At 63.8% G+C, this 13642-nt stretch carries 13 protein-coding genes and 2 pseudogenes; 9 read left to right on the top strand and 6 right to left on the bottom strand.

The genetic code is table 11. The features are described 5' to 3' along the window. The first annotated feature begins 138 nt into the window (after positions 1-138). From DK389_RS09860 to DK389_RS09840, 5 genes and pseudogenes are all read left to right on the top strand, one after another. A complete protein-coding gene (locus DK389_RS09860) occupies positions 139-504 on the top strand; it encodes a hypothetical protein (protein ID WP_109889216.1) in 366 nt (121 codons plus the stop codon). 575 nt (positions 505-1079) lie between these two features. Further along, entirely contained in the window at positions 1080-1976 is an 897-nt protein-coding gene (locus tag DK389_RS09855; RefSeq protein ID WP_109889214.1) for a LysR family transcriptional regulator, read from the top strand. 102 nt (positions 1977-2078) lie between these two features. Next, positions 2079-3181, top strand: a pseudogene (locus DK389_RS09850) (carbon-nitrogen hydrolase family protein). A gap of 108 nt (positions 3182-3289) precedes the next feature. Continuing rightward, a complete protein-coding gene (locus tag DK389_RS09845; RefSeq protein WP_109889212.1) occupies positions 3290-3586 on the top strand; it encodes a DUF485 domain-containing protein in 297 nt (98 codons plus the stop codon). A gap of 10 nt (positions 3587-3596) precedes the next feature. Further along, on the top strand, positions 3597-5165 hold the full coding sequence (locus tag DK389_RS09840; RefSeq protein ID WP_109889210.1) for a solute symporter family protein: 1569 nt from the start codon (positions 3597-3599) through the stop codon (positions 5163-5165). Between the two features lie 116 nt (positions 5166-5281). Here DK389_RS09840 and DK389_RS09835 read toward each other — a convergent pair whose 3' ends face one another. Beyond that, on the bottom strand, positions 5282-5986 hold the full coding sequence (locus DK389_RS09835) for a DJ-1/PfpI family protein (protein WP_109896219.1): 705 nt from the start codon (positions 5984-5986) through the stop codon (positions 5282-5284). Between the two features lie 50 nt (positions 5987-6036). On the opposite strand from DK389_RS09835, the gene DK389_RS09830 reads away from it, so the two are divergent. Then, positions 6037-7077, top strand: coding sequence for a GlxA family transcriptional regulator (locus DK389_RS09830; RefSeq protein WP_109896217.1), 1041 nt, complete (start codon positions 6037-6039; stop codon positions 7075-7077). 334 nt (positions 7078-7411) lie between these two features. Here the strand turns inward: DK389_RS09830 and DK389_RS09825 are convergent, their stop codons facing one another. After that, positions 7412-8311 carry a glutathione S-transferase N-terminal domain-containing protein gene (locus DK389_RS09825; RefSeq protein WP_109889208.1) on the bottom strand — a complete coding sequence of 300 codons (900 nt, stop codon included), beginning with the start codon at positions 8309-8311 and terminating at the stop codon, positions 7412-7414. A gap of 104 nt (positions 8312-8415) precedes the next feature. On the opposite strand from DK389_RS09825, the gene DK389_RS09820 reads away from it, so the two are divergent. Next, entirely contained in the window at positions 8416-8637 is a 222-nt protein-coding gene (locus DK389_RS09820; RefSeq protein ID WP_109889206.1) for a hypothetical protein, read from the top strand. A gap of 57 nt (positions 8638-8694) precedes the next feature. Here DK389_RS09820 and DK389_RS09815 read toward each other — a convergent pair whose 3' ends face one another. Beyond that, the gene (locus DK389_RS09815; protein ID WP_162560595.1) at positions 8695-8970 is read right to left on the bottom strand and encodes a hypothetical protein; all 276 of its coding nucleotides are present in this window, start codon (positions 8968-8970) and stop codon (positions 8695-8697) included. Positions 8971-10017: 1047 nt separating this feature from the next. On the opposite strand from DK389_RS09815, the gene DK389_RS09810 reads away from it, so the two are divergent. Then, positions 10018-10563 carry a response regulator gene (locus DK389_RS09810; RefSeq protein ID WP_109889202.1) on the top strand — a complete coding sequence of 182 codons (546 nt, stop codon included), beginning with the start codon at positions 10018-10020 and terminating at the stop codon, positions 10561-10563. Positions 10564-11349: 786 nt separating this feature from the next. Here DK389_RS09810 and DK389_RS09805 read toward each other — a convergent pair. The 3 genes and pseudogenes from DK389_RS09805 to DK389_RS09795 form a co-directional block, all read right to left on the bottom strand. Beyond that, positions 11350-11649: a hypothetical protein gene (locus DK389_RS09805; protein WP_109889200.1), complete on the bottom strand. Its 300-nt coding sequence runs from the start codon at positions 11647-11649 to the stop codon at positions 11350-11352. 530 nt (positions 11650-12179) lie between these two features. Beyond that, positions 12180-12422 (bottom strand): hypothetical protein, encoded by a 243-nt coding sequence (locus DK389_RS09800; RefSeq protein ID WP_109889198.1) that lies wholly within the window; start codon positions 12420-12422, stop codon positions 12180-12182. A gap of 56 nt (positions 12423-12478) precedes the next feature. Further along, positions 12479-13137, bottom strand: a pseudogene (locus DK389_RS09795) (metallophosphoesterase family protein). 153 nt (positions 13138-13290) lie between these two features. On the opposite strand from DK389_RS09795, the gene DK389_RS32260 reads away from it, so the two are divergent. Then, positions 13291-13512 carry a hypothetical protein gene (locus DK389_RS32260; protein ID WP_162560594.1) on the top strand — a complete coding sequence of 74 codons (222 nt, stop codon included), beginning with the start codon at positions 13291-13293 and terminating at the stop codon, positions 13510-13512. The last annotated feature ends 130 nt before the right edge of the window (positions 13513-13642 follow it).

The following is a 13642-nucleotide window of genomic DNA, read 5'->3' as shown; positions in this document are numbered from 1 at the left end:
GTGGCTGTGCGGTAGTTCGCTGAGGTGGTGCATCCTTCAAACAGGATGCGTGCCGTGGTGGGATTTCCTTGGCCGCTCCCGTCCTTCACCGTTGATAATGCTGGCCCTTCGTAGTGCCAGGTCAGGAGGCGCTTCGCGATGGGAAGTTACAGGTCGGGCATCGGACTCGCCGTCGTGGCACTTTGGCTGCTCACGCCGCAGCCATCGTCGGCGGCTCCGGGCGAGGACTGCAGCCCCAGCAACATGAAGAAGAAGGAGCGCAGCCAGAAGGCTGCGACCGACGCGCAGTCGGCGATGTCGCGTGAACTCGAGAAGGCGAACAGGAAGGGGAGCGGCGCCGGTCTCTCGCCCGCGTTCTGCGAGGCCGTAAAGCGCCGGATCGCGGCCCTGCAGGCGAATGTGGATCTACTCACGGCGAACCCGGATTGCGTCGTCTCGGGCGATCTGGCGACGACCCGGAAGGAACTGGATCTGGAGCAGAGCACGGCCTCGCTCTGCAGGTAGGCTCCCTCTCGCCTGTTCCGACGGCGGGCCCCTGGCGAGACAGGTTCGCGGAGAGCTACACCGAACCATTCCTCCCGGGAACGGCGCGCATCCATGCAGCCGAGCCTTCCGTACTGAGTTCGGCGTCGCCTCGATCTGCGCCGGCGGCGGCATCTCTCGGGCTTTCCTCGACGCGCACGCCGGACCACGCACCTCTCAGAGCCCTCAGAGGGTTGGCGTTGGGCACCAGGGCGAGGAGCGGGCCCCTACCCCGGCGATGCTGCGCTACGCCCAGAGCCTGGCCCAGCAGCGCGGCATTCCATGCCCACCTGCGGTTGAGTCGAGCTTTGCCGAGTGCCGACGGTTCCTCGATGCCCAAGACTTGGCCGCCGCTACTTGAACGGGAACAGCTTTAGCCGGCGCCATTCCAGACTTGTCGAAGCGTGGCGCTGAGGTCGCGGGGAGCGAGCGCCGATGTAGCTCGGCCGGCGATGGGGAACACAGGCCTCCCCGAGCTAGGCCAGCTCCCCGACGATTGCTTCCACCGCGCAAACGGAAGGGCTACGTTCGGATCGTGCGTCGCGTCAGAGCACTGCATGTTCGATTGGAACGACCTCACCTATTTCCTTGAACTCGCCCGGCATGGTCGGCTGATGCCGGCCGCGCGTCGGCTCAAGGTCGACAACACGACAGTCAGCCGGCGCATCGCCGAGTTGGAGCGGGGGCTCGACACAAAGCTCTTTCAACGCTGTTCCGACGGCTTCCTGCTGTCCGAGGCCGGTCATAAGCTCTTCGTGATCGCTGAGGCCATCGAGCAGAAGATGCTCTGCGTGCCGGAGGCGCTCGGCTTACAGGACGCAGCCCAGCCCGCGGGACGTGTGCGAGTCGCCAGCATGGAAGGAATCGCCGCCTTCTATCTTTCGGCCAAGTTTAGCGAGTTCGCCGCGACTGCGCCCGGCATCGTCGTCGAGCTCGTCACCGAGCGGCACCTGATCAACCTGACCAAGCGCGAGGCAGACATCTCGGTATCCTTTGTGCCTCCTCAAGGTCCGCGCCTCAAGGTGCGGCGGGTCGGCGAGTTCCGCCTAGCCCTGTTCGCCTCCAAACGCTACCTAACCCGACGCGGTCGACCGGAGACACGCGCCGATCTGCAGGATCACGACTTCGTGGACTATGTCGACGACCTCGTGGCTATCGAGCCGGTGCATTGGCTCCTCGAAGTCCTGCGGCCGACGAACGTGGTCTTCCGGTCGACCAGCATGGCGGCCCAGCAGACCGCCGCGGCGACCGGTGCCGGAATCGCCCTGTTGCCGCTTTTCTCGGCCAAGACGAACCCGGCCCTCGTGCCCATATTGCCCGACGACGTCGTCGTACGACGCGAGCTCTACCTCGGCGTCCATGAAGACATCGAGCATGTCGGCCGCGTTCGAGCAGTGACCCGCTTCCTGGCCGACCTGTTCACCCAAGAGGCAGACTACTTGAACCAATTTTGAGCATGCGGCGGCACGATTGCAGCGGCCATTGCGGATTTTCCATCTTCGCGAAGCCGGCGGCCTCTGCTGCAAATGCGGCATCCCGATCTTGGAGCCGCATAGATGTCCGTACAGTATCCGCAGTTCAAGGCTGCCGCGTGTCACGTTGCTCCGGTATTCCTAGACAGTACCGCTACGGCCGAAAAGGCGGTGGCGCTGATCAGCGAGGCGGCTCGTGCGGGTGCCTCGCTAGTGGTCTTCCCCGAGGGCTATATGCCGGGCTTCCCCCTGTGGGTAGCCCTGCGCGCGCCGATCCACAATCACGACCTGTTCAAGCGCCTAGCGGCCCAGTCCGTTCGACTCGATGGACCCGAGATCGGCGCGGTGCGCGCCGCGGCGCGCCGGCACGGCGTGCTCGTCTCGCTGGGCTTCAGCGAGGGCACCGATGCCAGCGTCGGTTGCTTGTGGAACTCGAACGTGCTGATCGGGCGGGACGGCGCCATCCTCAACCACCATCGCAAGCTCGTGCCGACCTTCTACGAGAAGCTTATCTGGGCAAACGGCGATGCCCGCGGTCTGCGCGTGACCCCCACCGAAATCGGCCGGGTCGGCATGCTGATCTGCGGCGAGAACACCAACCCCCTGGCCCGCTACGCGCTGATGGCGCAGGGCGAGCAGGTCCACATCTCGACCTACCCGCCTTCGTGGCCTACCCGCCCGCCGGGTGAGAGCGCTGCCTACGACCTGAAGCGGGCCATCGAGATCCGGGCCGGAGCACACGCCTTTGAGGCCAAGGTGTTCAACATCGTCTGCTCCGCCGTTCTCGACGAGGCCGCCAAGGCGATCCTCTGTGACGGCGACGCCGCTCTCGCCAACATCGTCGAGCGGACCCCCGCTGGCGTGTCCATGGTCCTTGATCCCACCGGCTCGCATGTTGTGGAGCCTCACCAAGGGATGAGAAGATCGTCTACGCCGAAATCGACGTCGCCACCTGCGTGGAGCCCAAGCAGTTCCACGACGTGGTCGGCTACTACAACCGGTTCGACATCTTTCAACTCAACGTCGACCGCACGCCGCGGGAGCCGGTCAGCTTCGACGCGGCCCAACCCACGGGGTACTCCACCGACCGTGTTGGTGGCTCTGATGCCTTCGGCCTAGGTGCCGCTACCGCGCAGTCCGGCCTTGGAGAAACTGCGGTCGAGCCGCCTCGGCGCGTCGGCCACTAAGGGTGTTCGGGCGCGGCGAGTCCTGAAGGTGATGCTGCGCCGGTTTCGGAGGCTGCGGCCTCTTGAAGGTAGTTCGCCAGACCACACGCCGATAGACGGAGGTGCAGCATGCTTTCACCGGACAGAGTAGTCCCTCATGAGGACAGCGATGATTTTGCGAAGCTCTCAAGAAGAAAATCGCGGGTCGCAGCGGCTTTGAGCGTCGTTATGATCGCGATGTACTTTGGATTCATGACCATGTTCGCATTCGCCAAGCCCACAATGGGAATGATCTTGGCGCCTGGCTTGTCCCTCTGCATCCTGCTCGGCGCGGGGGTTGTCGTTGGGTCGTTTGTACTCTGCCTCGTCTACGTGGTCTGGGCGAATCGCTTCTACGACCCGGCCGTGCGCCGCATCATGAATTGAGGAGGGGGAAATGCAGGCAGCGAACAACCCACTAGCCGTGACGTTCTTCTTCGTCTTCATGGCGCTAACGCTCGGCATCACCTACTGGGCCGCGAGGCGAACGCGCACCACGGAACAGTTCTTCGCCGCAGGCGGCCAGATCACAGCTTGGCAGAACGGCTGGGCGCTCGCGGGTGACTTCCTCAGCGCGGCCGCGCTCTTGGGCATCGCCGGCATCATCACGTCGAACGGATTTGACGGACTGATTTACTCCATTGGCTTCCTGGTGGGTTGGCCGATCATCTCGCTCCTGATCGTCGAGCCGCTGCGTAACCTCGGAAAGTTCACCTTCGCCGACGTCGTCGCCTACCGCTTGCGGCAACGCCCTGTGCGCATGGCCGCCGCCATTGGGACACTGACCGTCATCCTGCTCTACCTGATCGCCCAGATGGTCGCGACGGGCTCGCTGATCAAACTTCTCTTCGGCTTGCCCTACGCGGCGTCGGTCATCGTAGTCGGGACGGCCATGCTCACCTACGTGATTTTCGGCGGTATGCTGGCGACCACTTGGGTCCAAGTTATCAAGGCTGTTCTCCTGTCCCTTGGCGGCCTAATCTTGGCGGTCCTGGTGCTGGCGCACTTCGACATGAACCCGCTGAAGCTCTTCTCGGCAGCGGCGGACAAGTACGGCGAGCGTGTCCTTCAGCCTGGGTCGAAGGTTGCGGGAAGCGGCTGGGACGCGATCTCGCTCGGCGTCGGGCTGATGTTCGGAACCGCCGCGTTGCCCCACATCCTAATGCGCGCCTTCACGGTTCCAGATGTGAAGGAGGCTCGGATGTCAATCCTCTACGCCACCGGTATCATCGGCTCGTTCCACCTCCTGGTCTTCGTGATCGGCTTTGGAGCGATGGTCCTCGTCGGGCCCGAGGCGGTGATCAAAGCCGGCGGCGGCGGCAATATGGCGGCCCCGCTTCTCGCCCTCACGGTTGGTGGCAACGGATTCTTCGGCTTCATCTGTGCGGTCGCCTTCGCGACGATGCTCGCGGTTGTCGCCGGGCTGACGCTTTCCGGGGTGGCCACAGTCTGCCACGATCTCTGGGTCAACGTGGTCCGCAGCGGCCATGCGCCGGAGTGCGAGCAACTCACCGTCGCCCGGATCGCGACGGTCGCCATCGCCGTCCTGGCGGTGTTTCTCGGAATCGTGTTCGAAGGGCAGAACGTCGCGTTCATGGCGGGTCTGGCGTTCGCCGTGGCTGCAGCCGCCAATTTCCCAGCCCTGCTGCTGTCTATCACCTGGAAGCGGTTCACGACCTCAGCGGCAGTCGCCAGCATCCTAGTCGGGACGTTCTCCTCACTCCTGCTGATCTGCCTCTCGCCCACGGTTCAGGTGGACGTGCTGGGACGAAGCCTCGCAGAAGTGTCCCAAGCCTGGTGGTTCGTCCCGATGAAGAACCCAGCCCTCATCAGCATGCCCCTGTCCTTCCTCGTCGCCATAGCCGTCTCGCTCGTTACCGAGGAGAATGGAGCGGAGGGCACATTCCGGGAGATGCGTCGGAGGATCATGTTCGGTGCATCAGAGGAGGTTTGCTCCGGTCGCTGACCCTCGGTCGGACCTGCGTCGGGATGGGACGGGGTGAAGGACCCCCGTCCCGCTTCGTTTTGAGTGTGCCGTTCGAGCGAAGGCGCAATGACCGGAAGGCGATGCGCTGCCGCGGCCTAGGACTTCACGCCGAGCTTGGCGGCGGCGCGACGCGCGGTGGCCTCGCGCCGTTTTGTGATCCCAGCGACCGAGGCGCGTGCCTGTTCGAGGATGGTAGGAGGTGCCCTCTCCGGTGTGCCGCTGTCGAACGGCGGTTCGGGGGCGTAGGCCATGTAGAGCTGGATGGCCTTCGCCGCATCCTCACCGCGCAGCTCCGCCGCGAGGCGCAGGGCTCCGTCTATCCCGGCTGTCACGCCCGCCGCGAACACCCACGTGCCGTCAACGACGACCCGCTCGTTGATTGGGATCGCGCCAAAGTAGGGGAGCAGGTCAAATGACGCCCAGTGGGTCGTGGCTCGGCGGCCCCTCAGGAGGCCGGCGGCTCCACAGAGCAGGGCGCCGGTACAAACTGAAAAGACGCTCCTTGCGCCGGCAGCCTGGTGTCGGAGCCAACGGAGGACGGCCTCGTCCTCCATCAGATCCTCCTGCCCAAAGCCGCCGGGCACATGCAGCACGTCGAGCTGTGGGGCTTCGCCGATGGCCGCATCCGGTGTCAGTCTAAGACCCCGAACGTCACGAACGGGCTCAGCCGTCTTGCCGTAGATGCGGTAGGTCGAGTTCGGAATGCGCGACAGCACTTCGAACGGGCCGGTGAGATCGATCTGGTCGACGCCTTCGAAGAGGAGCGAGCCGATTTCCAGGTGCTTATCGGGCGGGATCATCATTGCCTCCGATGGACAGCCGGAGATTACAGCGGCAGACTCTGGCGCAAATGCCAAATCACCCTCGTTTCCCGCCAATGCAGCTTCGGCCCGTGGAGGTGCTCGCCTTCCCTGGCGTGCAAGTGCTTGACGTCACCGGACCGCTCCAGGTCTTCGCCTCCGCCAACGAGCACGTTGCCCGGTTCGGGGGCGTCCCGCCTTACCGTCTACAAGTTGTCGCGAAGGATGGCGGAAGTGTCACGTCCTCTGCCGGCTTGGCGCTCGCGACGGAGCCTCTGGTGCCGGTGCGTGGGGGAGTCGATACGCTGATCATCGCCGGAGGGCCCGGCGTCGAAGCGGCAGCCGCCGATTGCGAGTTGATCGATTGGCTGCGCAGGCGGGCGGAACACTCACGACGCGTTGCCTCCGTCTGCACCGGCGCTTTCATCCTGGCGGCCTCCGGCGCACTGGACGGCCGGCGCGCCGTCACTCACTGGTCCTACTGTGAAGAGTTTGCCCGCCGTTTCCCGGCGGTGCGGGTCGAGGCGGACCCGATCTTCCTACACGACGATGCAGTCTGGACCTCGGCCGGGGTAACCGCCGGCATCGACTTGGCGTTGGCGCTCGTCGAGGAGGACCTCGGTCGCGAGACGGCCTTGGCGGTGGCCCGCTATCTCGTCGTCTTCCTGAAACGTCCCGGTGGCCAAGCACAGTTCAGCGCGGCCTTGTCGCTGCAGACGGCCGGGGACCGCTTCGGCGCGCTGCATCGCTGGATGCGGGCGAATATCGGCGCTGACCTATCGCTACCGGTCCTGGCCGCAGAAGCGGGCATGAGCGAACGCAGCTTCAGCCGGCGCTATCTGGAGGAGACCGGGGTGACGCCGGCCCGCGCTGCCGAGCGCCTGAGGGTTGAGGCCGCACGCCAGATGCTTGCGGAGACCCGACATCCGGTTAAGCGGATCGCTCAGCGTTGCGGATTTGGGTCCGAGGAGACCATGCGCCGGAGCTTCTTGCGTCTGCTCGCGATCACGCCGCACGACTATCGCTCTCGCTTCGGCACAGATCCACAGGCCGCTGGCAATGTTCGCCCCCGGAAGACAATGGGCGGTTGAAAGCGGGATCTTGGATCGAGTAGCGGGACGGCCTCGAGCTATCCCGCTTGATGGTCCGCAACAGCTTGAGTCTGTGGTCGCCCACATCATTTACGCTACGAGGTCCGGCATCAGCAGTGATGCCGGACTGCCCGCAGATTGCCGTTGTGACCTGAGGGCCAGCAGCAGAACCCACGGTCGCTCTGCTTCCAGGTGAAAGGGGCACAACACCAACCAGGAAATTGTGACGCTGCAGGCCCGGACCACCTCGCCTCATCGCGAGATCGACTGCCCACCTTATGAACGTGCTCGATCCGACCTTGGAAGGGCCGCGGCGCCGCTTGGAGGTTGCTCGTTATGGATCGTGCAAGTCAGACTGCTGGCCTGAACAATGCCGGTGCTGAGCATACGTGTTCAGCACCCAGCGCAAAGCAGGCCGCGCGCTCCAGCGCTCGAAGGCACGTTCCATCTCGGGTTGAAGGCGCACCTGCCTATAGAGTGGAAGCGCGTCTGGTCGCGCCAAAGGCGCTAGTATGCTGGCCGCGGTGATCGCAGTGCGCCCGAAGCCGCGGCTGAGCGGGGCGCCATCCTCCACCAGCGCATCGGCCCAATCGAGTTCACTCTCGATCCGTCGCGCAAGGTCGGGCAGGCGCTCCGGCCGTATCCCCATCCTGTTCGCCATCAATCGGCGGATTACAGGCCAGCCCGCGCGACCAAGGGCGGCCTGCAAGGGCGAGACGCCGTGCAGCAACACCTCACGGACGCCGGAGCGCGGATCGTGAAGCGTCCCCGCATAGACGTACGCGCGGATGAGGGGACCGATCACAGTCTCGAAGCGGCGCTCCATCGCCGTGTCGCCATCGTTGAGGCCGGCCCAGGACAGGATGGCGCCACTGCCCTGCACGACCCGCTCGCCGGCCACGAGGATGGGGACATTCGTCTGCTTGGCGAGACGACGGGCGAGCGGCACGTGGAGGGCAGGCGCCCACGCCTGTTCATCGTAGCGGATGCCTTGGTAATCGAGGCCCCAGCGTGCCCGCTCGCAGTAATGCGAGATCTTCATCACGTAGAGACGCGGGCTCGTCTCCTTCGCATCGACGGATCGAACCATGATTGCCAAGCTCCCCACCTCGCGGGACGCCTTGCATGCGGCCGGCGGATCACCGACCGCACATCGCTTTTGACGGTTGAAACGTGCGCGGCCGGTGCCTGCCACCGCGGTCGCGCCACGGCGCCCGACAATGCTGCGCCCCATGGCCAGGGCCGGCAATCGGTTGGGAACGAACGCAGGAAGAGCGGGGATGGTTGGTCGTGCCGCCAACTCCCGCAAGTCTGTCTGACCGGCGGGCCAGCGTAGCCATGAGCAACGACGTACCGCACCCCTACAGCATCGAGGTCGAGCCCCTCACGAAGCCGGAGGGCCACTTCGCATGGCTACTTCGTCGGAGTGGTAAGCTGATCGAGCGATCGGACCGAGCCTACCGAAGCGAGGAGAAGGCTCGGGAAGCCGCCTTGGAAGCCACGGAGCGCGACACGAAGCCTATGCCGGGCAGGGCCGCCGCTGACGGATCCCTGTCCTGAGCGTGCGTCGATGACTATGCCGGATCGCGCTGCCGCGATGGTCTTGAGTGGCGAGGTTCAGAGCGTCCCGCGCAGCCTAGCCACGCCGCGCCGGTAGTCCGCCAGCGTCATCTGATCGATGGCCTTGTTGGCGGCTTTGTGCGCAACGTCCGCCAAGTCCCAGATGTGGTGCGCGCCACTCGGGAGGTAATGGTCCCCATCAGTCCAGTTGTGGCTGCCTTCGGTGCCGTCGATGGCCCCTTCCCAGCGAAACGTGCGGCCAAGCCGGCGTGCCATTGGGCCAGCGACGCGATTGTCGCGCGTGCGATAGAAGCGACCATCCTCCAGGTTCATCCTACGTCAGTCGCAGACGCCGCCGAAGCGGGCATTAACAACTGTCAGCCGCGCATTGAGTCAGCACCTGCTCGTCTCGCCCACTCGGCGGTGCATGCGGAGGCGGTGATGTGTACAGCGGCCTCTACCGCCGCCAGCTTCTCGGTTTCGGCTTCGGGATTGTCACTGGCTTGCCTGTCAGCGGATTGAGAACTGTGATGGTCATGCCAGCCTCTTTCGCGCCAAGGTTCGGCGTGGCTCATTGGCCACGTGTCAGATCGAGCGATGGTCAACGCTGCTGAGAGCTTCCGCAGCATCGGGAAAGCGAGAGAGCTGTCTAGCAGCCAATGCACTGTAGAAAGTGTCTATGCTGTGGTAATATTCGGCTCGATCCGGCGCAGAAAACGCGCGCGTTCCCACAGTTCGACCTCACAATTTTGAGCTAAGTCTTTGCAGAAGCGTATAGCCTGATCGTCATTTCGAGCTTGAATAATCTTGGCGGATGTAAAGCGTCCGCTTGGTCCGATCCAATAAGCTCGGTATACGCGCTCTTCGTCTTGCCTTTCAGCTTGGCGGCCTGACATGAGATCTCCTCGTCTGTCGATCTCTCCAATTGCTGAGCAGGCCGAAGCTGTGTTCCTAATGGTTAACAAAACGTTAACGTTGGTGTGTCTGTACGCATTCGGAGGCGCGCACTCCAGTAGACGTTCCTGCAGAAAGAGCGACCGCGGTGCTCAGCGGAAATGTCGTATCCAGGACCGGAAGCCCCGCGAGCCGTGAGGCTGCGGTGCAGATTGGTGTTATTGGGGAAGGTATCTACGACCCCGATTGCTCTAGATGTTGCCTCACACAGCAACTCAGTTGGCGCACCCTGCATCTCGCACCATTTTGCAAGCATGCACCTGATTGATGCGCAACTGAGTTGATGGCAACTTACCGGAGATCTGAATTTTGCTCCGGCCAAGCTGAAACTCTTCGCCATTCGCGCCATTCTCTGGAGCGAAACACAACATGGATTAAGCTCAAGTCCGATGCGTGAGGAGGGCCTCACCATCTGAAGGAGGATCGATGCGCCCAGTCAGCACTCTGCTGCCCCCTCGTTCAGATCCCATTGGAGCTATTACTCATGGCGTCGCACATGGGTTGGCTGACACCTGCAAGCTTCCAAGCGAGAACCTGCCGACGCGCTTGCATGAGCTTGTACAGTTTCTGCGAGAGCGGGAAGCGCCCGAACCCACAAAGCTCGTGGTGATCATCGAGGACGATCCTGAAGTGCGGGATATGGCCGTGGCTCTCCTTGAGGAGACTGTCCTTGATGTGGTCGTGTGCGAGAGCGGCGAGGCCGCAGTACAGTTGCTGCAGGAGCGAGCCAACGATGTGGCTATGCTCTTCACGGATGTGCGGCTTGCAGGTGCGATGAGCGGCGTTGAACTCGCGAAGGCTGTAAGCGGCCTCTGGCCGGGCATTCGCCTCGTTGTGACCTCCGGTCAGGTCGACGGCCAAATCGCGGACCTACCAGATGAGGCCGTCTTCATGGCCAAGCCCTGGCTGGCCCTGAATGTCCTGCAGCAAGTGGACCAAGCTGTGCGGTGTACCGGCCTGCCTGTGAAGTAACGAGGCGCGTTGGCTCCGTCTCTCATGGGTCCGCGGCCATATTGTTTTCATCCCACCTGCGCTGCCACACCCCCAGCGCCGCTGAGGCAGTCACAGCAGCGATCATCACCATGAAGGCTGCATCCGTGTAGCCGATTGCCCTGAGCCCTGCCGTGGCGCGATGAGCACGACCACGCCGCCAAACAGTGCCCAGAAGCAGGCTGGCACGCTCATCCGGGCTAGCCCGCTGTCTACGGCCGCGCAACCAAAGGAACGAGATCCATGTGCACCAGCACTTGAACGCCCGGGAGATCGGCCGGGACGTGGTCCGTCAGGCCGTCAACAGCGCGAAGTACCCACGCCACACGAATGGGATGGACTCGCACGGCGCTCGGCGCCCGCCGGGCGCGTACCATTCCTGACCACCGCATAATCCGAAAGGGCGACACTCGGCATCTTGCGTTGGTACAGGATGTCCCTCGTCAGCGACACCGACGCCAAGGGCCTGAGACGCGTGATCCGGCGCCTGTACATCTGGTGCCGGTTCTTGGTTCTCGCTTGGCGAGAGATCAGGGAGGCGCGGAGGTCAACCGCGGGCCGCGATGATGGGCAGAGAACCGAACCAGCGGAGTCGCACTATGCCCCGCCTGCCTACCGTCCTCGTCGCCTTGAGCCTCACCACAGTACTGTCGGCGGGAGCTTGGTGGGCGATCATCGTCGCGATGCAGGGACCCTTTGAGTGATGCCGCGTGACGCCAATCGGCCGTCAAATAGCCCTTGGCCTGCAGGTGCTCGGTAGCTGAACCATCACGCCTCAGCCACATCCATCTTCACCGAGCCCTCCGCACGATTGAGGACGCTGACGCGTGGACCACGGACCTCGCCGCTCTGCTGTTCCCAGGCATCCAGGGCAGCGTTCGCCGCATCAATGATGTCGCGGCCTGTCGCTCCCGGGACCTTAGACCGGATTGCTTCCACAAGTCGCGTCAGGAGCGTCTGCTCCGTCTGCGCGTGGCTGCCACCCTCAGCCTGCTGCATGTAAGCTGCGTAGACATTCTCGGCGATTGTGCGTGCCGTCCGATCAAGGTCAGGGGCGTCCTGCTGCATCTCTCGATCATCTCTGAGCTGCCGACTCTCTGGGGCACCAGATCGGCACCTCAGAACCGGCCCGGGATGGGCAGCGAGTCTCGCCCACGAGGCAGAGAAAAGCCCCTCGGCCGTTCATAGGGCGGCGGAGCCGGATAGATGCCTTGCGGTTGGCGATGCACGCGTACCGGTTGGCTACTTCGCGGTGCGCCTGAACCGTTGCGTGGGCCGGCAAAGCCGTGCGCACGTTCCGGTCCGGTTGGCGCCACCTGGTCCACTGGGGGCTTGTATGACCCGCCACGAGCCAGCGCGGCTCCGCAGAACCCTGCGGTGGCAACGCATGCCGCACAAAGCAGCCATCCGATCTGCCCTTGCACCAGCCAGCCTCTTGGTCTGAGTTGCTCTCTGTCAGCGGACAACCCGGCCTCCTCAGGCATGGTTGCTGCGACTCAGAAGGCCAGAAATGCGCGAGCCGATTCGCAGGGCGCGGGTCAATGTCCGAGCGCCCTCGCGCGCTAGGCACACTATCAACTCAGAGCGAGAGCGTCGGCCTACTCTCCTGGCGTCCAATCGATCGTGGGACGCTGTGACAGCATGCGGTCGAAGTAGTTCGCCACCGCCTGAGCACCGTCGGAGTGCATCATGGCCACCGGGTGGGCGAGGTAGGCGCGGGCAAGGTCGGGGGTGATCTGCCCGAACTGGAGGGCACTCAGCACCTCGTCTATGAACGCGTCGTTGGCCTCGTTGAAGTCGTTCGAGAGCTTCTTGCGGTCGTTGAGCGCCTTGATGGGCATCAGGGTCTCCGATGTTATCAGTGGGGGGTCTGCGCTGTTGGCAAATGCGGCATAGGCTATCCTACCTGCAGGAATCGGATCGCGGCCGCTCGGTCGTCGGTGAAAGCGCCAGCTGTCAATGCGCCGCCGTAGACGCAGCCTGTGTCGAGGTTGGTGCGGAAGCGACGCACGTCCGGCTCACCACCAAGGAGCGGTGTGTGACCGTGGATGACGTACTTCCCGAAGTCGTGGTCCTCGGTGAGGAACGGCTCGCGGATCCAGAGGCGCGCATGCTGATCCGGGTCCGGCGCCGGCACCTCGGGGCGAAAGCCGGCATGCACGTAGTAGCGCTGCGCGTCCTCGTAGACGGTCGGCAGGCTCTCAACCCAACGCACCACGTCGTCCGGCAGGTCTTCGGGACCGGCAACACCGAAAGACTGCAACGTCGCTGCCCCACCGTTCATCAGCCAATTGATCCGCAGGCCCGGCACCGAGTGGGCATGGATCATCAGATCCTCATGGTTGCCAATCAGGCAGACCACGTCCTCAGGATCACTCGCGTGCAGGTCCCGCAGAAGGCTGATGACGCCGGCACTGTCCGATCCGCGATCGATGTAGTCACCTAAAAGACGAGCTTGCGCGGTCGACCCTCGCGATGCTCCTCGATTCGTGAGAGCAGCGCGCGAAGATGGCTGTAGCAGCCGTGGATGTCGCCGATCGCGTAAGTTAGGTCCATTGCCCCTCGGTCCGAGAATTTCTGGCTTGTTGGAAATCCCGTACCGAGAGTTCCTCGTTCCATCGCGGATGAAGCGCCCGGCCATGAAGGATGTGGAACCCCGCGCTCCGTAGCTCCTTCTCCCGAGCAAAGAGGACCGATCGAGAAGCCGTGATGAGCAAGGATGATCCGAAAGCACCGCAGGACGTGATCGCCGAGGTTCCTGCTGGCACGCGGCCGTATCAGTCAGGAGACGTGGCAGACCGGCCGCAGGGCCCTTGGTCGCCGGGCCAGTCAGAACCCGGTGACATGGGCGCCTTCGACAACAAGGAGTACGAGGAGCCGCAGCACGAGAGCACGAAGGGCGACGGCGAGTCTGGCTACCGCGGCGGGTAACATCCGCGAAGCTTTCGCGACCGGCCGGCGATGCGCGCCACATGAGGTGCATTCCGCCGACAATGCGGAAGGCGCTCTCGGGCACCGGCTAGCATTGCTGGAGAGTAGACCCGTCGATAGATTTGAGCAG

Source organism: Methylobacterium durans (assembly GCF_003173715.1).
Taxonomy (GTDB): Bacteria; Pseudomonadota; Alphaproteobacteria; order Rhizobiales; family Beijerinckiaceae; genus Methylobacterium; species Methylobacterium durans.
The sequence above is the reverse complement of the archived record's forward strand: the minus strand, read 5'-3'. Positions and strand labels throughout refer to the sequence as shown.